Origin of the sequence: Micromonospora sp. NPDC005203 (genome assembly GCF_042872705.1) — a bacterium.
In the GTDB taxonomy this organism is placed as follows: domain Bacteria; phylum Actinomycetota; class Actinomycetes; order Mycobacteriales; family Micromonosporaceae; genus Micromonospora.
In genome coordinates this window covers 42,403-62,409 of record NZ_JBIAKV010000023.1, presented here as the reverse complement: position 1 = coordinate 62,409, position 20,007 = coordinate 42,403, and the positions used below count along the sequence as shown (strand labels likewise).

Sequence of the window (20,007 nt, the reverse complement as noted above, 5' to 3'; positions counted from 1 at the left end):
GACCCCAACCAAGCCGCCTACCAGATCAGCATCGAACACCTCGCCGACTGGATCGCCACCCGCGGCTACGCCACCAGCTGACCCACACCACCGCAAGGCCGCCCAGCACCACGGCAAGACCACACCACCGCGGCAACACCGTAAGGCCGCAGCGCACGGCCCGCACCACGGCACCACGGCACCACCGCACCACCGCACCACCACACCACCGCAAGGGCCGGACCCCACCACGGGGTCCGGCCCTTGGGCATTGTCGGTGTCAGTCGCCGGCGAGGACGCCGAGGATCTGTTCGCCGTACTTGGCGAGCTTGTTCTCGCCGACGCCGCTGATCCGGGACAGGTCGGCCAGCGTGCCTGGCGCGTCACTGGCAATCTGTCGAAGCGTGGCGTCGTGGAAGATCACGTACGCCGGGACGCCCTGCTCCTTGGCGCTGGCCGCCCGCCAGCTCCGCAGCCGCTCGAAGAGCGACGCGGCGGCCGGGGTCAGCTCGGCCACCACGGTGGCCGCGCCGCGCGGTTTGGACGAGCGGCTGGAGGCCGGCTTCTCCGGCTCGCGGCGCATCGTGACCGTGCGGCGGCGACCCAGGACGTCGGCGCTCGCCTCGGTCAGGGCGAGCGTGCCGTAGTCGCCCTCCACAGCGAGCAGCCCTTCGGCGAGCAGTTGTCGGACCACGCCCCGCCACTCCGCCTCGCTCAGCTCGGAGCCGATGCCGAAGACGGTGAGCGAGTCGTGACCGTACTGGCTGATCTTGTCGGTCTGTTTGCCGAGCAGGATGTCGATGCAGTGCCCGGCGCCGAAGCGCTGGTTGCGCTCACGGTCGAGACGGAAGATCGCGGAGAGCAACTTCTGGGCGGCGACCGTGCCGTCCCAGGTCTCCGGTGGGGTGAGGCAGGTGTCGCAGTTGCCGCAGGCGGGCGTGGACGTCTCGCCGAAGTATTCGAGCAGTTGGACCCGCCGGCAGCGCACCGTCTCGCAGAGGGCGAGCATCGCGTCCAGGTGTGCGGCGAGGTTGCGGCGGTGGGCGAGGTCGCCGTCGGAGGTTTCGATCATCTTGCGTTGCTGGACCACGTCCTGCAGCCCGTACGCCAGCCAGGCAGTGGAGGGCAGGCCGTCCCGCCCGGCGCGGCCGGTCTCCTGGTAGTAGCCCTCGACGGACTTGGGCAGGTCGAGGTGGGCGACGAACCGGACGTCGGGCTTGTCGATGCCCATGCCGAAGGCGATGGTGGCCACCATGACGAGGCCGTCCTCGCGCAGGAAGCGTTGCTGGTTGGCGGCGCGGGTGGCCGCGTCCAACCCGGCGTGGTACGGCAGGGCGGCGATGCCGTTGGTGACGAGGAACTCGGCGGTCTTGTCGACCGAGGCGCGGGACAGGCAGTAGACGATGCCGGCGTCGCCGGGGTGCTCGTCGCGCAGCAGCGTCAGCAGTTGCTTGCGTGGCTCCCGCTTGGGCACGATCCGGTACTGGATGTTGGGCCGGTCGAAGCTCGCCACGAAGTGCCGCGCGTCGTCGAGCTTGAGCCGGGTGGCGATCTCGGTGCGGGTGGCGCTTGTCGCGGTGGCGGTCAGCGCGATCCGCGGCACCTCTGGCCAGCGCTCGTGCAGCATCGACAGCGCGAGGTAGTCGGGGCGGAAGTCGTGGCCCCACTGGGACACGCAGTGCGCCTCGTCGATCGCGAACAGGGAGATGCGACCCCGGTCCAGCAGGGCGAGGGTGGACCGGACGCCGAGTGCCTCCGGGGCGAGGTAGAGCAGGTCCAGTTCGCCGGCGACGAAGGCGGCCTCGACCCGGCGTCGGGCGTCCAGGGTCTGGGTCGAGTTGAGGAAGCCGGCGCGGACGCCGACCGCGGTGAGGGCGTCCACCTGGTCCTGCATGAGCGCGATCAGTGGGGACACGACGACCGCGACGCCGTCGCGGACCAGGGCCGGGATCTGGTAGCACAGCGACTTGCCACCACCGGTGGGCATCAACACCAGGGCGTCGCCGCCGGCGACCACATGGTCGATCACCTGCTGTTGGAAACCGCGGAAGGCGTCGTAGCCGAACACCCGGCGCAGCACCGGCAGCGCGCCTTCGGTACGCAGGTCGGTGGGGGAAGCCATCCGCGGAGTCTACGAGCCGACCCCGACAGCACCCGCCCGGCGCTCCCGAGTGGGTGGGCGCGTCGGGCGGGCGGTGCGGTCAGCTGGGTTGGCTGGACCGGTTCGCCAGACCGCGCGGCGGGGCCTTCATCCCGACCACGATGTCGACGATCTCGATGTAGCGGGCCTTGCCGCCCATCCGGAAGGCGGTGGCCGCCGCGTTGATCTCCTCGAGGGTGTCGCCCTCGACGATCGTGACCTGGTCGTACTTGCCGTTCACCCCGGTCGTCACGACATGCGTGAGCTGCTTGGCGAAACGGCCCAGGTCCCGCGCGTGCTCGGCGGAGACCTCGTGGATGCCCTCCCGGCCGAGCGCGAAGTACTCCGGGCTGATCCGCATGAACAGGAAGCCGATGTATTTGTTCTTGTCCGCAAGGTCGTGCATCGCACCCTCCCAGATGTCGGTCTGACCTGCGACGATCACGAAGAGCCTATTGATGGTTACTGATCGTCATCAAGGCTGACGACTGTCGGGAGCACGACCTCCGGCCGTCGATCACCGGACGACCCGGGACAGGTGCCGGCCCCTGCCCGGATGGCGGGATAGAGTCGCTGATTGACCAATCGCGGCCGAGGGGGCCGCGGCGCCACAGCTTGGGGGTACGGGTGAGCGAGGCGCGCGCAGCCGGTGACCGGATCGACGATCCGGTTGCCGTGGAAGGGCAGCTGGCGGCCGAGTCGGAGACCACGCTCGTGGTGGTGACCGGCGTCTCCGGGGGTGGCCGCAGCACTGTCGCCCGGGCGTTGGAGAACGTCGGCTACTACGTGGTCGACAACCTGCCGCAGGCGCTGATGCTGGACATGGCCGAGTTGGCGTTCAAGGCGGGCGGGGCGGCTCGGCGTACCGCGATGGTGTTGGACGTCCGGTCGCGGGCCTTCTCCACGGACCTGGCCGGGGCGATCCGGGAGCTGAAGGAACGTGGCTTCTCGCCCCGGGTGGTCTTCGTCGACGCCGACGACGAGGTGTTGATCCGGCGGTTCGAGAGCGTCCGGCGTTCGCACCCGTTGCAGGGCGACGGGCGGCTGGCCGACGGCATCGCCGTGGAGCGTGGCCTGCTGGAGGAGGCGCGTGACCAGGCCGACGTGATCATCGACACCAGCCACCTCAACGTCAACCAGCTCCGGCGGCGCATCGAGGAGCTGTTCGGCGGCGAGGACGCCCGCCGGCTGCGGGTCACCGTGCTGTCGTTCGGCTTCAAGTACGGCCTGCCGCCGGATGCCGATTTCGTGCTCGACGCCCGTTTCCTGCCGAACCCGTACTGGGTGCCGGAGTTGCGCGAGCACACCGGTCGGGAGGAGGCGGTCAGCGCGTACGTGCTGGGTCAGGAGGGCGCGGAAGCCTTCGTCGCCTCGTACGCCGACCTGGTCAACGCCACCACCGTCGGCTTCGAGCGGGAGGGCAAGCGGTACCTGACGGTCGCCGTGGGCTGCACCGGCGGCAAGCACCGCAGCGTGGCGATCGCCGAGGAGTTGGCCAGCCGCCTGCGCCACTCCGGGCTGGCGGCCAACGCCCAGCACCGCGACCTGGGGCGCGAATGACAGCCCGCCGGGTGGTGGCGTTCGGCGGTGGGCACGGGCTCTCCGCGTCCTTGCGGGCGCTGCGCCACTGCGCACCCGAACTCGACCTCGACATCACCGCCGTGGTCACCGTCGGGGACGACGGCGGCTCCAGTGGCCGCCTGCGCGCCGAGCGGGGTGGACTGCCCCCGGGTGACCTGCGTCAGGCGCTGGTGGCGCTGGCCGGCGACCACCCGGCGACCCGACGCAGCGCCGGGTTGTTCCAGCACCGCTTCGCCGCCGTGCCGGCCGGCGTACCCGAAACTGGGGCGACCGACCCGGACCGGGACGGCGGGGCCCGGCGGGGCACCGACGGGGCGTCGGCCGGCACCGACGGGCTGGCCGGGCACGCGGTGGGCAACCTGGTGCTCTGCGGTCTCATGGAGCTGCTCGGAGACCCGGTGGCCGCGTTGGAGCACGCCGGCGCGATGCTCGGCGCGGTCGGCCGGGTGTTGCCGATGTCCCGACAGCCGGTCGGCATCGAGGCACGGGTACGCGGTGTCGACCCGGCCGCCCCCGACGAGGTGCGGACCGTGCGCGGCCAGCACCAGGTGGCGGTCACCACCGGGCGGGTCGAGTCGCTGCGCCTCACGCCCGCCGCCCCGGCAGCCTGTGCCGAGGCCATCGAGGCGATCATGGCGGCGGACTGGTTGATCTTCGGGCCGGGCAGTTGGTACACGAGCGTGCTCCCGCACCTGTTGGTGCCGCAGTTGGCCGACGCGATCGTGTCCACCTCGGCCCGGCGGCTGGTCACGTTGAACCTCGCCGCGGAGAAGGAGACCCTCGGGCTCTCGGTCGCCGACCACCTCGCGGCCCTGCACTGGTACCTGGCCGAGCTCAAGGTGGATCTCGTGCTCGCCGATGCCCTGGCGGTGGGTGACCCCGAACCGGTCGAACGTGCGGCAGAATCGCTGGGTGCCCGCCTGGTCCTCGCCCCCGTCGCCGTCACCGACGGCACTCCCCGCCATGATCCGGCTGCCCTGGGCGCCGCGCTGGTGCCTGTCCTGGGCGCCGATCGTTAGACACGTACGTAATCTCCGGCGACACGCCGGAACCGGTCCGTGAGGGGACGCACAATGGCGATGACGGCCGCGGTCAAGGACGAGCTGAGTCGGGTCGACGTGCCCAAGCCCTGCTGTCGGCGGGCGGAGATGGCCGCACTGCTGCGCTTCGCCGGCGGGCTGCACATCGTCTCCGGCCGCGTGGTGGTGGAGGCGGAACTGGACACGGGGGCGGTGGCCCGGCGGTTACGCCGGGAGGTCGCCGAGGTCTACGGATATCCCAGCGAGATCCATGTGCTGGCGTCCGGTGGCCTGCGCAAGGGCAGCCACTTCATCGTGCGGGTGGTCAAGGACGGCGAGGCCCTCGCCCGGCAGACCGGCCTGCTCGACGTGCGGGGCCGCCCGGTGCGCGGGCTGCCCCCGCACGTAGTGGCGGCGAACGTCTGCTGCGCGGTCTCCGCGTGGCGGGGGGCGTTCATGGCCCACGGTTCGCTCACCGAGCCGGGCCGTTCCAGCGCGCTGGAGATCACCTGCCCGGGGCCGGAGTCGGCGTTGGCGCTTGTCGGCGCGGCCCGCCGCATCGGCATCACCGCCAAGAACCGCGAGGTGCGCGGCGTGGACCGGGTGGTGGTCAAGGACGGCGACGCGATCGCCGCGCTGCTCACCCGCATCGGCGCGCACTCCAGCGTGCTGGCCTGGGAGGAGCGTCGGGTGCGCCGGGAGGTGCGGGCCACCGCCAACCGGCTCGCCAACTTCGACGACGCCAACCTGCGCCGCTCGGCGCGCGCCGCGGTCGCCGCCGCCGCCCGGGTGACCCGCGCGCTGGAGATCCTCGCCGAGGAGGCGCCCAACCACCTGACCGACGCCGGGCGGCTGCGCCTGGAGCACCGGCAGGCGTCCCTGGAGGAGTTGGGCGCGCTGGCTGAGCCGCCGCTGACCAAGGACGCCATCGCCGGGCGGATCCGCCGGCTGCTCGCCCTGGCCGACAAGCGCGCCCGGGACCTCGGCATCCCGGATACCGAAGCGGCAGTCACGCCCGACATGCTCGTGGTCTGATAGGACGGTGGGGTCGCACGGTGTGCCCGGGAGCACGACCCGGCGCAGCGTGGTCTCGCACGCTCGGATAGGGTCGCTGCGTACGGCAAGGGGGCCGACACCGGCACTCCTCGCCGTGCCCACCGCCTCGGGCGGTCAGGTCCGCAGACCGCGCGGCAGGGTGGCCGAGATGAACCGTCACCGACCGGCTCCAACGGTCGGCGCACACCATTCCCGCCGGCCCGTTGTCTGAAGCCGGTGGACCAGAACGCGAGGAGATGGAACCTGTGACCATCCGGGTTGGCATCAACGGCTTTGGCCGAATCGGCCGTAACTTCTTCCGGGCAGTGTTGGCGTCCGACGCCGACATCGAGGTCGTGGCGGTGAACGACCTGACCGACAACGGCACGCTCGCCCACCTGCTCAAGTACGACAGCATCCTCGGCCGCCTGCCCTACGAGGTCAAGGCCACCGCCGACGAGATCACCGTCGGTGGCAAGACCATCAAGGCGTACGCCGAGAAGGACCCGTCGAAGCTGCCGTGGGGCGACCTGAACGTCGACGTCGTCATCGAGTCGACCGGTTTCTTCACCGACGCCACCAAGGCCAGGGCGCACGTCGACGGCGGGGCCAAGAAGGTCATCATCTCCGCCCCGGCGAAGAACGAGGACGTCACCGTCGTCATGGGTGTCAACCACGACACCTACGACCCGGCGAAGCACACCATCATCTCCAACGCTTCGTGCACCACCAACTGCCTCGCCCCGATGGCGAAGGTCCTGCACGACACGTTCGGCATCCAGCACGGTCTGATGACGACGATCCACGCGTACACCCAGGACCAGAACCTCCAGGACGCGCCGCACTCGGACCTGCGTCGGGCCCGGGCCGCCGCGCTGAACATCGTCCCGACCTCGACCGGCGCCGCCAAGGCCATCGGCCTGGTGCTGCCGGACCTCAAGGGCAAGCTCGACGGGTACGCGCTGCGGGTGCCGATCCCGACCGGCTCGGTCACCGACCTCACCGTCAACGTGGGTCGGGAGACCACCGTGGACGAGGTCAACGCCGCGCTGAAGGCCGCCGCGGACGGCCCGCTCAAGGGCATCCTGGTCTACAACGAGGACCCGATCGTCTCCTCCGACATCGTCACCGACCCGGCGTCGTGCATCTTCGACGCGCCGCTGACCAAGGTCGTTGGCAACCAGGTCAAGGTCGTCGGCTGGTACGACAACGAGTGGGGCTACTCCAACCGCCTCGTCGATCTCGTCAAGCTGGTCGGTTCGTCGCTGTGAGCGCGAGGAGTGAGCTTGCGAGCCCCGCAGTCGCGAACGGAAGGCTAGCTCTGTGAGTGCCCTCCGGACCCTCGACGACCTGCTCGCCGAGGGGGTGGCAGGTCGGCGCGTGCTGGTGCGCGCCGACCTGAACGTCCCGCTCGACAAGCAGTCCGGAGCCATCAGTGATGATGGCCGCATCCGCGCGGTGCTGCCGACCCTCGGCGCGCTGGTCGAGGCCGGCGCGAAGGTGGTCGTCTGCTCGCACCTGGGCCGCCCGAAGGGCGCCCCGGACCCGCAGTTCAGCCTCCGCCCGGTCGCCGGGCGCCTCGGTGAGCTGCTCGGCGCGCCGGTGCACTTCGCGACCGACACCGTCGGTGAGTCCGCCCGTTCCACGGTCGCGGACCTGACCGACGGCCAGGTCGCCCTTCTGGAGAACCTGCGCTTCAACGCGGGCGAGACCAGCAAGGACGAGGCCGAGCGGGGTGCCTTCGCCGACCAGCTCGCCGCGTTCGGCGACGCGTACGTGGACGACGCGTTCGGCGCCGTGCACCGCAAGCACGCGAGTGTCTTCGACGTGGCGGCCCGGTTGCCGCACGTCGCGGGCCGGCTGGTGCTGCGTGAGGTCGAGGTGCTTTCCAGGCTCACCGCCGATCCGGAGCGGCCGTACGTGGTGGTGCTCGGTGGGTCGAAGGTGTCCGACAAGCTTGCCGTGATCGAGGCGCTGCTGCCCACGGTCGACCGGTTGCTCATCGGTGGCGGGATGTGCTTCACCTTCCTCAAGGCCCAGGGCCTGGAGGTGGGCACCTCGCTGCTGGAGAAGGACATGGTCGAGACCTGCCGCAACCTGCTGGAGCGGTCCAACGGCAAGATCATGCTGCCGGTCGACGTGGTGGTGGCGGACGCGTTCGCCCCGGATGCCGCGCACGACACGGTCCGGGTCGACGGCATCCCGAGCCACCGGCTCGGTCTGGATATCGGCCCGGAGACGGTGGCCGGCTTCAGCGCCGCGCTCTCCCCGGCGAAGACGATCTTCTGGAACGGTCCGATGGGCGTGTTCGAGATGCCTGCCTTCGCGGCGGGCACCCGGGGCATCGCCGAGGCGATCACCAAGGCCGACGCGTTCAGCGTCGTCGGTGGCGGTGACTCGGCGGCGGCGGTCCGTGCCCTGGGGCTGGACGAGTCGTCCTTCGGGCACATCTCCACGGGCGGCGGCGCCTCCCTGGAATACCTCGAGGGCAAGACCCTCCCCGGCATCGCGGCCCTGGAGAACTGAATGTCGAGCACCACCCGCCGGCCGTTGATGGCCGGCAACTGGAAGATGAACCTCAACCACCTCGAGGCCAACCTGCTCGTGCAGAAGTTGGCGGCGAGCCTCACCGAGAAGCACCTCACCGAGGTCGAGACGGTCGTGCTGCCGCCCTTCACCGACCTGCGGACGGTGCAGACCGCGGTGGACGGCGACAAACTGCTGATCGGCTACGGCGGGCAGGACCTCTCCGCACACGCGTCCGGCGCGTACACCGGGGAGATCTCCGGTCCGATGCTGGCCAAGCTCGGCTGCACCTACGTGGTGGTCGGGCACTCGGAGCGGCGGGCCTACCACAACGAGGACGACGCACTCGTCAACGCCAAGGTGAAGGCGGCGCTGACGCACGGCCTGACGCCGATCCTCTGCGTGGGGGAGGGGCTGGACGTCCGCGAGCAGGGCACCCACGTGGCGCACTGCGCCGACCAGCTCGACGGGGGCCTCGCCGGGCTCACCGCCGAGCAGGTGCGGCAGGTCGTGATCGCGTACGAGCCGGTCTGGGCGATCGGCACGGGCAAGACCGCGACGCCGGAGGACGCCCAGGAGGTCTGCGGGGCGGTCCGTCAGCGACTGGCGGAGCGCTTCGACTCCGAGACCGCCGACCAGGTCCGGGTCCTCTACGGCGGCTCGGTCAAGGCGTCGAACGTCGCCTCGATCATGGCCCAGCCGGACGTGGACGGGGGCCTGGTGGGGGGCGCCAGCCTGGACGCGGAGGAATTCGCTCAGATCTGCCGCTTCCCGGAGCACATCGCTCGCTGATCGCTCGGTATCCTGGACACCGCCCGTCCGCCGGTCGGTGCCGCCGTGCCCGATCAGACCGGGCGAGGATCGCTACGAGAGGACTGACCCCAGCCATGCCGATCTGGTTCGCATACACGTTGATCGTGTTGCTGATCATCACGAGCATTCTGCTCACCATGCTTATCCTGCTGCACCGCGGCAAGGGCGGCGGTCTGTCGAGCATGTTCGGCGGTGGCGTCAGCTCTAGCCTCGCTGGCTCCTCCGTGGCAGAGAAAAACCTGGACCGCTACACCGTTCTCGTGAGCGTCGTCTGGTTCGCCGCCATCGTCGGGCTCGGGCTCTGGCTCCGCCTCCAGATGAACAGCGGCACCTGAGCACGCTCGTTCAGTCGTACAATCTGCGCGCGGTCCGTCACTCGACGGGCCGCGCGCAGGCTTTTCTCCGCTGCACCGCGTCGCCCGCCGTCCACCCCTGTTTGATGGCGGGTCCCCTCCGACGACAGGAGCGAGCAGCCGTGCCCAGTGGCAACGTCATCCGCGGCGCCCGAGTCGGTTCCGCGCCCATGCGCCCCGACGAGCGACACCAACCCGCCCCCCGACAGGACGTCACCTACTGGTGCCGCAACGACCACCGGATCGACATCCGGATCGCCGCGGACGCCGAGGCGCCTCCCCGGTGGGACTGCCCCCGGTGCGGCCTGCCCGCCGGCCGGGACGCCCAGAACCCGCCCGGCCGGACCCGCGCCGAACCGTACAAGAGCCACCTGGCCTACGTGAAGGAGCGGCGCACCGCCGAGGAGGGGGAGGCCCTGCTGAACGAGGCACTGGCGGCGTTACGCCGCCGCCGGGGCGAGTAGGCGGCTCTGACTAGCGCAGGCTGCGCAGTCGTGCCGGTACGTCGGCTGCCGCTGCCCGGTCCAACAACCAGCGGGTGCGGCCCACCCCGTGCACCCCGGCGGCCGGCAACTGCACCGGCCCGGCACCGGCCAACGCCATGCCCACCGCGCGAGCCTTGTCGGCGCCGGCGGCCACCAGCCAGACCTCCTCGGCGGTGTTGATCGCCGACAGGGTGAGCGTGGTCCGCGTCGGCGGCGGCTTGGGGCTGCCCCGCACCGCGCTGACCGGCCGGGTCTCGTATCCCACCGGGTGCTCGGGGAAGACCGAGGCGACATGCCCGTCCTCGCCGACGCCCAGCATCAGCACGTCGAAGTGCGGCAGCGTGGCGTGACCGGGCCGGGCGGCGCGCGCCAACTCCTGCGCGTACCCGGCAGCCGCCGCCTCGGGGTCGTTGCCGGCCGGGCCGTCCGAGGCCGGCATCGGGTGCACCCGGGCCGGGTTCAGCGGCACCACGTCCAGCAGGGCGGCTCGGGCCTGGGTCTCGTTGCGGTCGGGATCACCGGAGGGCAGGAACCGCTCGTCGCCCCACCACACGTCGACCCGGGACCAGTCCACCGCGTCGCGGGCGGGCAGCGTCGCCACCGCCCGGTAGACGGCCGCGGCGACCCGGCCGCCGGTGAGCACCACCGAGGCCTCGCCCCGGTCGGCCTGGGCGTCGAGCAGCTTCACCAGCAACCGGGCCGCCACGGCCTGCGCCAGCAGGTCGGCGTCGGCGTGGACGGCGACACTCGCCTCACTCATGGAATGCGCCTTCGTTTCCCGACCGCGCGGCGGTCGCTGTCGCGTCGTGCCCGGACCGGTTCGCCCGAGATGGTGTGCTCCGGGGCAGGGGCCGGTCTACACCGGCCCCTGCCCCGACGTCGTGCCCCGGCGGGGCCTCAGCTCTCGCCGCTGGTGCCGGAGTGCGCGGTGACCCCGGCCTCGGCGCGCCGCGCGGTGGCCGGATCCTTCCACACGTGTACCCGTTGCGCGGGGCGCTGCTCCAGCCCTCGCAGCCCGGCCGTCGCGCCCAGCGCCTCCGCGTACACCTGGTCGGCGTCCAGACGCCGCAGTTCCTCCGCCAACTCGTCACCGAGCGGACGGCGGACCAGCGGCAGGGCCCGGTCGTCCTGGCCGGTACGCCGGAACACCGCCATGCTGTCCTCGCGGGTCAACGACAGCTGATCGCCGTTGGCGCAGCTCAACCGCACCTCCCGCAGCCGGGGAAACTCGCCTGCGTCCACCCGGTGCGGGGTGATGCCGAGCCGGCTGGACAGCCAACCGACCATCAGCGCGGCCGTCGGGTCGGTGGGCGGCGCGACCACCGTCGCCTCGACGACCCGCTCGCTCGCGGTGTCGAACGCCCCGGCGACCAGGGTCCGCCACGGGGTGATCCGCGTCCACGCCAGGTCCGTGTCGCCCGGGGCGTAGTCCCGGGCACGCTGCCGCAGCGCCTCCACCGGGTCGGCGGCCTGCGCCGAGTCGGTGATCCTGCGGTCGGCGACCACCCCGAGGAAGTCGGTGGCGATCTCCGCCGGCGGCTCGCCGTGCCACCAGGTGACCACCGGCACGTCCGGAACCAGCAGCGGCATGACCACCGACTCGGCGTGCAGGGCCAGTCGGCCGTACATCCGGGTGACCACGGCTTCGCACGGGCCGAGCCGGCCGCCGACCACGATCTCCGCGTCCAACCGGTTGCGGTCCCGCTCGATCTCGGAGCGAACCACCACCACGAGCCGGCACGGGTGGGCGGCGGCGGCGATCGTCGCCGCCGCCTCCGCCTCGCGGACCCGCTTCTCGTCCACCACCACGATGAGAGTGAGCGCCATGCCGCTGGCCACGCCACCGGCGCTACGCCGCTCGGCGGCGAGCGCCTTGACCACCTCGTTGCCGGTGGTGTCCCACAGCCCGATCATGCTCTTCTCCAAGCGCGGCCCTCGCGGGCCAGCATCTCGTCGGAGGCGCGCGGCCCCCACTCGCCGGCCCGGTACGGCTCCGGCTTGGTGCCCACCCAGGCGTGCTCCAGTGGGTCGATCACCTGCCAGCTCTGCTCGACCTCGGACGCGTCCGGGAACAGGGTCCGGTCGCCGATCAGCACGTCCAGCACCAGCCGCTCGTACGCCTCGGGGCTGGACTCGGTGAACGCCTCGCCGTACTGGAAGTCCATCGCGATGTCGCGGACCTCCATCGTGGTGCCCGGCACCTTAGAGCCGAACTTGAGCACCACACCCTCGTCCGGTTGCACCCGGATGACCAACTGGTTGTTGCCCAGCGACTCCATGTCGGCGTCGTTGAACGGCAGGTGCGGCGCCTTCTTGAACATGATGGCGACCTCGGTGACCCGCCGGGGCAGCCGCTTGCCGGCCCGGATGTAGAACGGCACCTCCGCCCACCGGCGGTTCTGGATGCCCAGCCGCACCGCCACGTACGTCTCCGTGGTGGAGTCGGTGGGGACGTCCCGCTCCTCCAGGTAGCCGACCGCGCGCTCGCCGCCCACCCACCCGGGCAGGTACTGGCCGCGCACGGTGTCCCGAGCCACGTCCTTGGGCAGGGTGATCGCCTTGAGCACCTTCAGCTTCTCGGCCCGGATCTCGTCGGCGTCGAAGCTGGTCGGCTCCTCCATCGCCACCAGGGCGAGAAGTTGCAGGAGGTGGTTCTGGAGCACGTCCCGGGCGGTGCCCACGGTGTCGTAGAAACCGGCGCGGGTGCCGATGCCCACATCCTCGGCCATGGTGATCTGCACCGAGTCGACGTACTTGGAGTTCCACAGCGGCTCGAACAGGTTGTTGGCGAACCGCAGGGCGAGGATGTTCTGGACGGTCTCCTTGCCCAGGTAGTGGTCGATCCGGAAGACGTCCTCCCGGGTGAACACGTCGTCGACGAGGTCGTTGAGCGACTTCGCCGAGGGCAGGTCGTTGCCGAACGGCTTCTCCACGACGACCCGACGCCAACCGCCGGACTTCTCGTTGTCGGCCATCCCGGTGCGGGCCAACTGCTTGAGCACGACCGGGAACGCGGCCGGTGGGATGGAGAAGTAGAACGCCGCGTTGCCGGTGATGCCGTGGGTCTGGCGCAGGTCGTCGAGCGTCGAGGCGAGCTGGTCGAAGGCCGCGTCGTCGTCGAACGACCCACCGACGAACTTGATGTTGCCGGCCAGCCGTGCCCACACCTCGTCCCGCCAGGGGGTACGAGCGTGCTTGCGGGCGGCCTCGCAGGCAAGCGTCTCGAAGTCGCCGTCACCCCAGTCGCGGCGCGCGAAGCCGAGCACCACGAAACCGGGCGGCAACAACCCCCGGTTGGCCAGGTCGTAGACGGCAGGGAGCAGCTTCTTGCGGGCCAGGTCGCCGGTCACCCCGAAGATCACCAGAGCGCACGGCTCCGGGATCCGGGGCAACCGGCGGTCCTGCGGGTCGCGCAGCGGGTTCACCGAGCCACCTTCAGCTCGCGACTGCGGGGCTCGCAACCCCGGCTCACTCCTCGCGCTCACCGAGCCACCTCCTCGCTCCGCCTCAGTCACGTCGTCCATCCTCACGCCGGCAGGTCACCGGCGGCGTCGAGCAGTTGGGCGACACCGGCGGCACGGTCGGTCAGATGCAAACGCAGCACCGGGCGTTCCCGACCGGCGAGCGCCTGCCGGTCCCCGGCGGCCTGCGCCGCCTGCAACTCACCGAAGGTGTACGGCTTGCCCGGCACCGCCAGGTCCTCGGCGACCGCGCCGGTCACCTGGAGGTAGCTGCCCACCTGCGGGCCGCCCTTGTGGTACTGGCCGGTGGAGTGCAGGAACCGCGGACCCCAGCCAAACGTGACCGGCCGCCCGCCCGCCTGGGCCAGCAGCGCCCGCAGCCGGGCCGTGTCGGCGTCGGCGAACCGGTCGAGGTACGCCATCACCGCGAGGTAGCCGTCGTCGCCCAGCCCGTCGAGCAGCCAGCGCAGTACCCCGGCCAGGTCCCCGGGAGCACCCTGCGGGGCGTACACCTCGATCGCGCCCTCGGTGAACGACGGCGTCTCCGCCGGCAGGCCCGAGGCCAGGATCTTGTTGGTGTTCTCCTTGGACTCGGTGACGTTCGGCTGGTTGAACGGGTCGATGCCGAGCACCACACCGGCCACCGCGGTCGCGTACTCCCAGGCCAGGAACTGCGCGCCCAGCGGGCCGTTGACGGCCACGTCCGGGGTGGCGCCGCCACCCGGCACGTCACCGGGGGCGAGCGAGCCGCCGTAGCTGACCGTCAGCACGTCCGCACCGGTAGCGCCGGGGCTCTGCGGCGACTCCACGACCACCGGGAGGATGCCCACCCCGGCCTTGCCCGTCGACTCGGCGATCAGCTGCTCGGCCCAGTCACCGAGACCGTCGATGCCGGTGCCGTCGGAGACCAGGGCGACCTTGTCCCGGGCCAGCGTGGCCGCGGCGCCCAGGGCGGCGCCCAGCGCCAACGCCGGATTGTCCCGGTCCGCGCCGAGCGACGCGGCCAGCGCGTCGGCCTGGTCGAGGAGTTCCGCGACCTCGACCCCGGCCAGCGCCGAGGGCACCAGGCCGAACGCGGTGAGCGCCGAGTACCGGCCGCCCACGTTCGGGTCGGCGAGCACAGTGAACGCGCCCATCTCGGTCGCGGTGGTCTCCAGCGGCGAACCCGGGTCGGTGACGATGACGAAGTGCCGGCCGGCCTCCGCCTCGGTCATCCCCGCGTCGAGGAACGCCTGCCAGTAGACGCGACGGTGGCTGTCGGTCTCCACCGTCGACCCGGACTTGCTGGCCACCACCACGACGGTGCGTTCCAGCCGGTCACCGAGCGCCGCCCGGACCTGGCCCGGGTCGGTGGTGTCCAGCACGGTCAGCGGCCGGCCCAGCGTCCGGGTGATCACCTCGGGGGCCAACGACGAACCACCCATGCCGGCCAGCACCACGTGGTCCAGGTCGGCCAGCTCCGCGGTCAGCTCGGCGAGCTGCACCAGCAACTCCCGGCTGCGCTGGTGGGTGTCGACCCAGCCGAGCCGGACCTTCGCCTCGGCCTCGGCGTCCGGACCCCACAGGCTCGCGTCCTTGCCGGCCAGCTTGCCCGGGACGCCGGCCTTGACCAGCGCGTCCCGGGTCGAGGCGGGCGCGGACCTGTCGACCGCGTCCGCGCCGTACACGGCGAGGCCGGCAGCGGCCTCCACCGGCCCTGCGAGAAGGTCACTCATGCCGTCACTCCGCTTCGCTGCGTGCCGTCCTGAGGCACCGTGGCGCTGAGCTCGCTGATCCGCTCGCTCATGCGCCACCGGCCTTCTCGGCGCTCTTGGCGTTGCCCTTGGCGGCCTTGTTCGGCGCATCCTTGCCCTTGGCCGCAGCCTCCAGCGACTTACGAACGCCGTCGAGCAGCTCCTGCCAGCTGGCCTCGAACTTCTCCACGCCCTCGCGCTCCAGGGTGACGATCACGTCGTCCATGTCCACCCCGACCGACTCCAGGTCCGCGAAGACCTTCCGGGCCGCGTCGTAGGCGCCGGTGATGGTGTCGCCGCGGGTCTCGCCATGGTCGGCGTACGCGTGGATGACCGATTCCGGCATGGTGTTGACCGTACCGGGGGCGATCAGCTCCTCGACGTAGATGACGTCGCGGTAGTCCGGGTTCTTCGTCGAGGTGGACGCCCACAGCGGCCGCTGCGGGTGCGCGCCGGCGGCGGCGAGCGCCTTCCAGCGGTCGGAGGAGAACACCTCGGTGTAGCGCTCGTACGCCAGTTGCGCGTTGGCGACGGCGGCGCGTCCCTTCAGTCCCAGCGCGCGCTCTTTGCCTGCGCTGTCGGCGGCCTTGTCGGCCATCCGGTCCAATCTCTTGTCGACCTCGGAGTCGACGCGGGAGACGAAGAAGGACGCGACCGAGCCGATCTTCGAGAGGTCGTGGCCGTTGGCCTTGGCCTGCTCCAGGCCGGTGAGGAACGCCTCCATGACCGCCGAGTAGCGGTCCAGGCCGAAGATCAACGTCACGTTGACGCTGATGCCCCCGGCGAGGGTGTCGGTGATCGCCGACAGGCCCTCCTCGGTGGCCGGGATCTTGATGTAGAGGTTGGGGCGGTCGACCAACCACCACAGGGCCTTGGCCTCGGCGACCGTCTTGTCCGCGTCGTGGGCGCTGCGCGGGTCCACCTCGATCGAGACCCGGCCGTCGACGCCCTCGCTGCCGTCGTACGACGGGCGCATCACGTCGCAGGCCCACCGCACGTCGTACGTGGTGAGCATGCGCACGGCCTCTTCCACGTCCACGTCACGGGTGGCGAGGTCGCGAAGCTGCCAGTTGTACTCGTCGGCGTCGCTCAGGGCCTTCGCGAAGATCGTCGGGTTGGTGGTGACACCGGCCACGTGCTTCTCGCGGCGGAGCTTGTCCAGCCCGCCGGAACTCAGACGCACCCGGGAAAGATCGTCGAGCCAGACCGCCACACCCGCGGCGGTGAGCTCATTCAGCTTGTCGGCCATGCTGTTCACGCTCCCTCAGTTTCCGGTCGTGAAACCGGTGATGTCGCCCACCCGGGCCAGCGAGGCGTGTGCTGCCGCCACGATCCGGTCACCGGTGAAGCCGAACTGCTCGAAGAGCACGGTGTGCGGGGCGCTCGCTCCGTAGTGCTCCAGGCTCACGCTCTCGCCCAGGTCACCGACGATTCCGCGCCAGGACATCGCGATGCCCGCCTCCACGCTCACCCGTGCCTTTACCCCGCGGGGGAGCACCGACTCCCGGTACGCCTCATCCTGCTCGTAGAACCACTCCTGGCAGGGCATCGAGACGACCCGGGTCGGGGTGCCGTCGGCCTCCAGCCGCTCCCGGGCGGTCAGGCAGAGCTGCACCTCGGAACCGGTGCCGACGATGATCACCTGCGGCTTGCCGTTGGACGCCTCGGCCAGCACGTAACCGCCCTTGGCCACACCCGCGACGTCGCCCAGGACGTCGCGGTCCAGGGTCGGCAGCGGCTGGCGGCTCAGCGCCATGGCAGTCGGCCGGTCGGTGTGCTCCAGCGCCTGCCGCCAGGCCCACGCCGTCTCGTTGGCGTCCGCCGGACGGACCACGTCCAGGCCCGGGATGGCGCGCAGCGCGGTCAGGTGCTCCACCGGCTGGTGGGTCGGGCCGTCCTCGCCGAGGCCGATCGAGTCGTGCGTCCACACGTAGGTGACCGGCAGTCCCATCAACGCGGCCAGCCGCACCGACGGGCGCATGTAGTCGCTGAACACCAGGAACGTGCCGCCGTACGGGCGGGTGCCGCCGTGCAGGGCGATGCCGTTGAGGATCGCGCCCATGGCGTGCTCACGGATGCCGAAGTGCAGCGTGCGCCCGTACTCGTGACCGGGGAAGTCCTTGGTGGCGTGGGTGGCCGGGATGAACGACGGCTCGCCCTTCATCGTGGTGTTGTTGCTCTCGGCCAGGTCGGCCGAACCACCCCACAGCTCCGGCAGCACCGGCGCGAGCGCCTCCAGCACCTTGCCGGACGCGGCACGGGTGGCCACGCCCTTGGCGTCGGCGGGGAAGACCGGCAGCGCGTCGGTCCAGCCATCGGGGAGGACGCGACCAGCCAGCCGCTCGTAGAGCGCGGTGCGCTCCGGGTTGGCCTTCTTCCAGGCGTCGAACGAGGTGGTCCAGTCCTGCTGGGCGTCGGAGCCGCGGCCCATCACCGAGCGGGCGTGGGTGAGCACGTCCTCGTCGACCTGGAAGGTCTGCTCCGGGTCGAAGCCGAGGATCTGCTTGGTGGCCTTCACCTCGTCGGCGCCGAGCGCCGAGCCGTGGATCTTGCCGGTGTTCTGCTTGTTGGGGGCGGGCCAGCCGATGATGGTGCGCAGCGCGATGAAGGAGGGCCGGGCGGTCTCCGCCCTGGCGGCCACCAGCGCGGCGTACAGCGCCTCGGCGTCCTCGTGGTAGTCGCCCTGGTCGGCGTCACCACTGCGCCAGTCGACGGTCTGCACGTGCCAGCCGTACGCCTCGTAGCGGGCGGCGACGTCCTCGCTCTTGGCGATCCGGGTGTCGTCCTCGATGGAGATCTCGTTGTCGTCGTACAGCACCGTGAGGTTGCCGAGCTGCTGGTGCCCGGCGAGGGCGCTGGCCTCGTGGCTGATGCCCTCCTCGATGTCGCCGTCGGAGACGATGCACCAGATGTCGTGGTCGAAGACCGACGCGCCCGGCTCGGCCTCGGGGTTAAACAGGCCGCGCTCGCGGCGGGCCGCCATGGCCATGCCGACCGCGTTGCCCAGGCCCTGCCCCAGCGGGCCGGTGGTGGTCTCCACGCCCGGGGTGTGCCCGTGCTCGGGGTGACCCGGCGTCTGCGAGCCCCACTGCCGCAGCGACTTGAGGTCGTCCAGGCTCAACGGGTAACCGGACAGGAAGAGCTGGATGTAGAGCGTCAGGCTGGAGTGCCCGGCGGAGAGGACGAACCGGTCCCGGCCGGGCCAGTTGGGGTCGGCGGGGTTGTGTCGCATGACGCGGTTGAAGAGGAGGTACGCCGCGGGCGCGAGGCTCATCGCGGTGCCCGGGTGACCGTTGCCGGACTTCTCAACGGCGTCCATGGCCAGCACGCGGACGGTATCGACGGCCCGGCGATCGAGGTCGGACCAGTTCAGTGCGGAGTGCTCGGGTCGTTTGGCAGCCACGATGGTTGTGCTCCTCGGCAGATGGGCGGAACCCTCACCGATGACCTTATCGAGCGTCCCTAAACGCGCGCCCGGGGATCTCCGCATGGTGTGCGTGAGGTGACGTTCCGGATGCTCGGTTCAACCCGGTGGTGTGACGGCCCGCACCGTTGTCGGGTCGGCCGGGCAGCCAAAACGACAACGCGTAGTGTGTGGGTCGGTGTGCGGGCCCGTGCGGTCCCGACCGATCCGATCTCCCCGTGCCCGATGCCGGAAGGTGGCAATCCGTGAGCATGATCACCGAGCGCCCCGCGAGCAGTCCGGCCGGGCAGCACCCGGCACGGGCTGCCGAAGGTCCGGTGGCCCGGCGGGACGTACGCGCGATGGTGGCGGCGTACGTGGCGCTCACCAAGCCGCGGATCGTCGAACTCCTACTGGTCACCACCGTCCCGGTGATGATGCTCGCCGACGGCGGGCTCCCGTCGCTGTGGCTGATGGCCGTCGTGCTGATCGGTGGCTCGCTCGCCGCGGGCGCGGCAAGCGTGCTCAACTGCTACATCGACCGGGACATCGACCAGTTGATGCGGCGTACCAAGCGTCGGCCGCTGCCGGCGCACACCGTCTCACCGCGTAACGCGCTGGTCTTCGGTCTGGTCCTGGCGGCGGTGTCGATCGCCCTGATGGCGGCGTTCACCAATCTGCTCGCCGCTGGGCTGACGCTTGCCGCGATCGTCTACTACGACGTCGTCTACACGTTGTGGCTCAAGCGCTCCACCCCGACGAACACCTTCTGGGGCGGCGCCTGTGGGGCGGCCCCGGTGCTGATCGGGTGGGCGGCGGTGACCGGCTCGCTGGCGCCGGCCGCGTGGGGGCTCTTCGCGGTGGTCTTCTTCTGGCAGATGCCGCACTTCTACCCGCTCGCCATGAAGTACAAGGACGACTACGCCCGCGCCGGGATCCCGATGCTGCCGGTGGTGGCCTCGGTCCGCCGGGTGAACGCCGAGATCCTGATCTTCGCGTGGCTCACCGTGCTCACCTCCCTGGCCGTCTGGCCGCTGGGGCTCAGCGCGATCTACGGCGTGCCGACCCTGGTGGTGGGTGCCATCTTCGTGCTCGAGGCGCACCGACTCTGCCGGCGCGCGACTCGTGGCGAGGCGGTCAAGCCGATGCGGCTGTTCCACTGGTCCACGACGTACCTGACGATCGTGTTCGTCGCCGTCGCGCTCGACGCGCTGATCTGACCCGTCCTCGCCGGCAGTGCCTGGCGACGCGCTCCTGACTAATCATGGCCATGGATAGGTTGTCCGGGTTTAACGTCACATCAGAGTAACTTTCAGCATGAGTCGGATCGACTCAACTGTGTCGGCCGGGCGGCGATTTGCCCGCCAGCTTTCTAGGCAAAAGTCCGGATATAGCCGGTCAGGTGCTGTGTGGTTGTCGTTAAACCTGTAGGTAATTGGCATCACAAAAGGTTCATGGTTCTCGCCCGGGCGGGTGCGA

17 protein-coding genes are annotated in these 20,007 nt (G+C 70.9%); 9 read left to right on the top strand and 8 right to left on the bottom strand.

Annotation, left to right across the window (positions count from 1 at the left end):
• Positions 1-259: 259 nt before the first annotated feature.
• Complete coding sequence (gene recQ, locus ACFYPM_RS31050) at positions 260-2,101, bottom strand: DNA helicase RecQ (RefSeq protein ID WP_387204581.1); 1,842 nt, start codon at positions 2,099-2,101, stop codon at positions 260-262.
• 79 nt (positions 2,102-2,180) lie between these two features.
• Positions 2,181-2,564, bottom strand: a complete 384-nt coding sequence (locus tag ACFYPM_RS31045) for a hypothetical protein (protein ID WP_387204578.1) — start codon at positions 2,562-2,564, stop codon at positions 2,181-2,183.
• Between the two features lie 230 nt (positions 2,565-2,794).
• Here ACFYPM_RS31045 and rapZ point away from each other — a divergent pair, with 230 nt between their 5' ends.
• The 8 genes from rapZ (at position 2,795) to ACFYPM_RS31005 (ending at position 9,910) form a co-directional block, all read left to right on the top strand.
• Positions 2,795-3,679 (top strand): RNase adapter RapZ, encoded by an 885-nt coding sequence (gene rapZ / locus ACFYPM_RS31040; RefSeq protein ID WP_387204592.1) that lies wholly within the window; start codon positions 2,795-2,797, stop codon positions 3,677-3,679.
• Positions 3,676-4,719 carry a 2-phospho-L-lactate transferase CofD family protein gene (locus ACFYPM_RS31035; RefSeq protein WP_387204575.1) on the top strand — a complete coding sequence of 348 codons (1,044 nt, stop codon included), beginning with the start codon at positions 3,676-3,678 and terminating at the stop codon, positions 4,717-4,719. The genes rapZ and ACFYPM_RS31035 overlap by 4 nt, the downstream gene beginning before the upstream one ends.
• 54 nt (positions 4,720-4,773) lie before the next feature.
• On the top strand, positions 4,774-5,754 hold the full coding sequence (gene whiA / locus ACFYPM_RS31030; protein WP_387204572.1) for a DNA-binding protein WhiA: 981 nt from the start codon (positions 4,774-4,776) through the stop codon (positions 5,752-5,754).
• Positions 5,755-6,020: 266 nt separating this feature from the next.
• Entirely contained in the window at positions 6,021-7,025 is a 1,005-nt protein-coding gene (gene gap / locus ACFYPM_RS31025) for a type I glyceraldehyde-3-phosphate dehydrogenase (protein ID WP_387204569.1), read from the top strand.
• Positions 7,026-7,077: 52 nt separating this feature from the next.
• Positions 7,078-8,280 carry a phosphoglycerate kinase gene (locus tag ACFYPM_RS31020; RefSeq protein ID WP_387204566.1) on the top strand — a complete coding sequence of 401 codons (1,203 nt, stop codon included), beginning with the start codon at positions 7,078-7,080 and terminating at the stop codon, positions 8,278-8,280.
• The gene (gene tpiA, locus ACFYPM_RS31015; RefSeq protein ID WP_387204563.1) at positions 8,281-9,072 is read left to right on the top strand and encodes a triose-phosphate isomerase; all 792 of its coding nucleotides are present in this window, start codon (positions 8,281-8,283) and stop codon (positions 9,070-9,072) included. It abuts the gene before it with no gap.
• A 95-nt stretch (positions 9,073-9,167) separates the two neighbouring features.
• A complete protein-coding gene (secG, locus tag ACFYPM_RS31010) occupies positions 9,168-9,428 on the top strand; it encodes a preprotein translocase subunit SecG (RefSeq protein WP_355033235.1) in 261 nt (86 codons plus the stop codon).
• A 140-nt stretch (positions 9,429-9,568) separates the two neighbouring features.
• Complete coding sequence (locus ACFYPM_RS31005; protein ID WP_387204560.1) at positions 9,569-9,910, top strand: RNA polymerase-binding protein RbpA; 342 nt, start codon at positions 9,569-9,571, stop codon at positions 9,908-9,910.
• Positions 9,911-9,920: 10 nt separating this feature from the next.
• On the opposite strand, the gene pgl is transcribed toward ACFYPM_RS31005, so the two are convergent.
• From pgl to tkt, 6 genes are all read right to left on the bottom strand, one after another.
• On the bottom strand, positions 9,921-10,691 hold the full coding sequence (pgl, locus tag ACFYPM_RS31000) for a 6-phosphogluconolactonase (RefSeq protein WP_387204557.1): 771 nt from the start codon (positions 10,689-10,691) through the stop codon (positions 9,921-9,923).
• A 137-nt stretch (positions 10,692-10,828) separates the two neighbouring features.
• Entirely contained in the window at positions 10,829-11,845 is a 1,017-nt protein-coding gene (locus ACFYPM_RS30995) for a glucose-6-phosphate dehydrogenase assembly protein OpcA (protein ID WP_387204555.1), read from the bottom strand.
• Entirely contained in the window at positions 11,842-13,356 is a 1,515-nt protein-coding gene (zwf, locus tag ACFYPM_RS30990) for a glucose-6-phosphate dehydrogenase (protein ID WP_387204552.1), read from the bottom strand. The genes ACFYPM_RS30995 and zwf overlap by 4 nt, the downstream gene beginning before the upstream one ends.
• Positions 13,357-13,457: 101 nt before the next feature.
• Positions 13,458-15,107, bottom strand: a complete 1,650-nt coding sequence (locus ACFYPM_RS30985; protein WP_387204549.1) for a glucose-6-phosphate isomerase — start codon at positions 15,105-15,107, stop codon at positions 13,458-13,460.
• A 67-nt stretch (positions 15,108-15,174) separates the two neighbouring features.
• Positions 15,175-16,374 carry a transaldolase gene (gene tal, locus ACFYPM_RS30980; RefSeq protein ID WP_387204546.1) on the bottom strand — a complete coding sequence of 400 codons (1,200 nt, stop codon included), beginning with the start codon at positions 16,372-16,374 and terminating at the stop codon, positions 15,175-15,177.
• A 15-nt stretch (positions 16,375-16,389) separates the two neighbouring features.
• Positions 16,390-18,528 carry a transketolase gene (gene tkt, locus ACFYPM_RS30975; RefSeq protein WP_387204543.1) on the bottom strand — a complete coding sequence of 713 codons (2,139 nt, stop codon included), beginning with the start codon at positions 18,526-18,528 and terminating at the stop codon, positions 16,390-16,392.
• Between the two features lie 266 nt (positions 18,529-18,794).
• On the opposite strand from tkt, the gene ACFYPM_RS30970 reads away from it, so the two are divergent.
• Positions 18,795-19,748, top strand: a complete 954-nt coding sequence (locus ACFYPM_RS30970; protein WP_387204540.1) for a heme o synthase — start codon at positions 18,795-18,797, stop codon at positions 19,746-19,748.
• The last annotated feature ends 259 nt before the right edge of the window (positions 19,749-20,007 follow it).

What these genes read in the sequence shown, in the direction of transcription:
- recQ (WP_387204581.1), bottom strand. Translation starts at nt 2,101, where the DNA reads ATGGCTTCCCCCACCGACCTGCGTACCGAAGGCGCGCTGCCGGTGCTG.
- ACFYPM_RS31035 (WP_387204575.1), top strand. Translation starts at nt 3,676, where the DNA reads ATGACAGCCCGCCGGGTGGTGGCGTTCGGCGGTGGGCACGGGCTCTCC.
- whiA (WP_387204572.1), top strand. Translation starts at nt 4,774, where the DNA reads ATGGCGATGACGGCCGCGGTCAAGGACGAGCTGAGTCGGGTCGACGTG.
- tpiA (WP_387204563.1), top strand. Translation starts at nt 8,281, where the DNA reads ATGTCGAGCACCACCCGCCGGCCGTTGATGGCCGGCAACTGGAAGATG.
- secG (WP_355033235.1), top strand. Translation starts at nt 9,168, where the DNA reads ATGCCGATCTGGTTCGCATACACGTTGATCGTGTTGCTGATCATCACG.
- pgl (WP_387204557.1), bottom strand. Translation starts at nt 10,691, where the DNA reads ATGAGTGAGGCGAGTGTCGCCGTCCACGCCGACGCCGACCTGCTGGCG.
- ACFYPM_RS30995 (WP_387204555.1), bottom strand. Translation starts at nt 11,845, where the DNA reads ATGATCGGGCTGTGGGACACCACCGGCAACGAGGTGGTCAAGGCGCTC.
- ACFYPM_RS30985 (WP_387204549.1), bottom strand. Translation starts at nt 15,107, where the DNA reads ATGAGTGACCTTCTCGCAGGGCCGGTGGAGGCCGCTGCCGGCCTCGCC.
- tal (WP_387204546.1), bottom strand. Translation starts at nt 16,374, where the DNA reads ATGGCCGACAAGCTGAATGAGCTCACCGCCGCGGGTGTGGCGGTCTGG.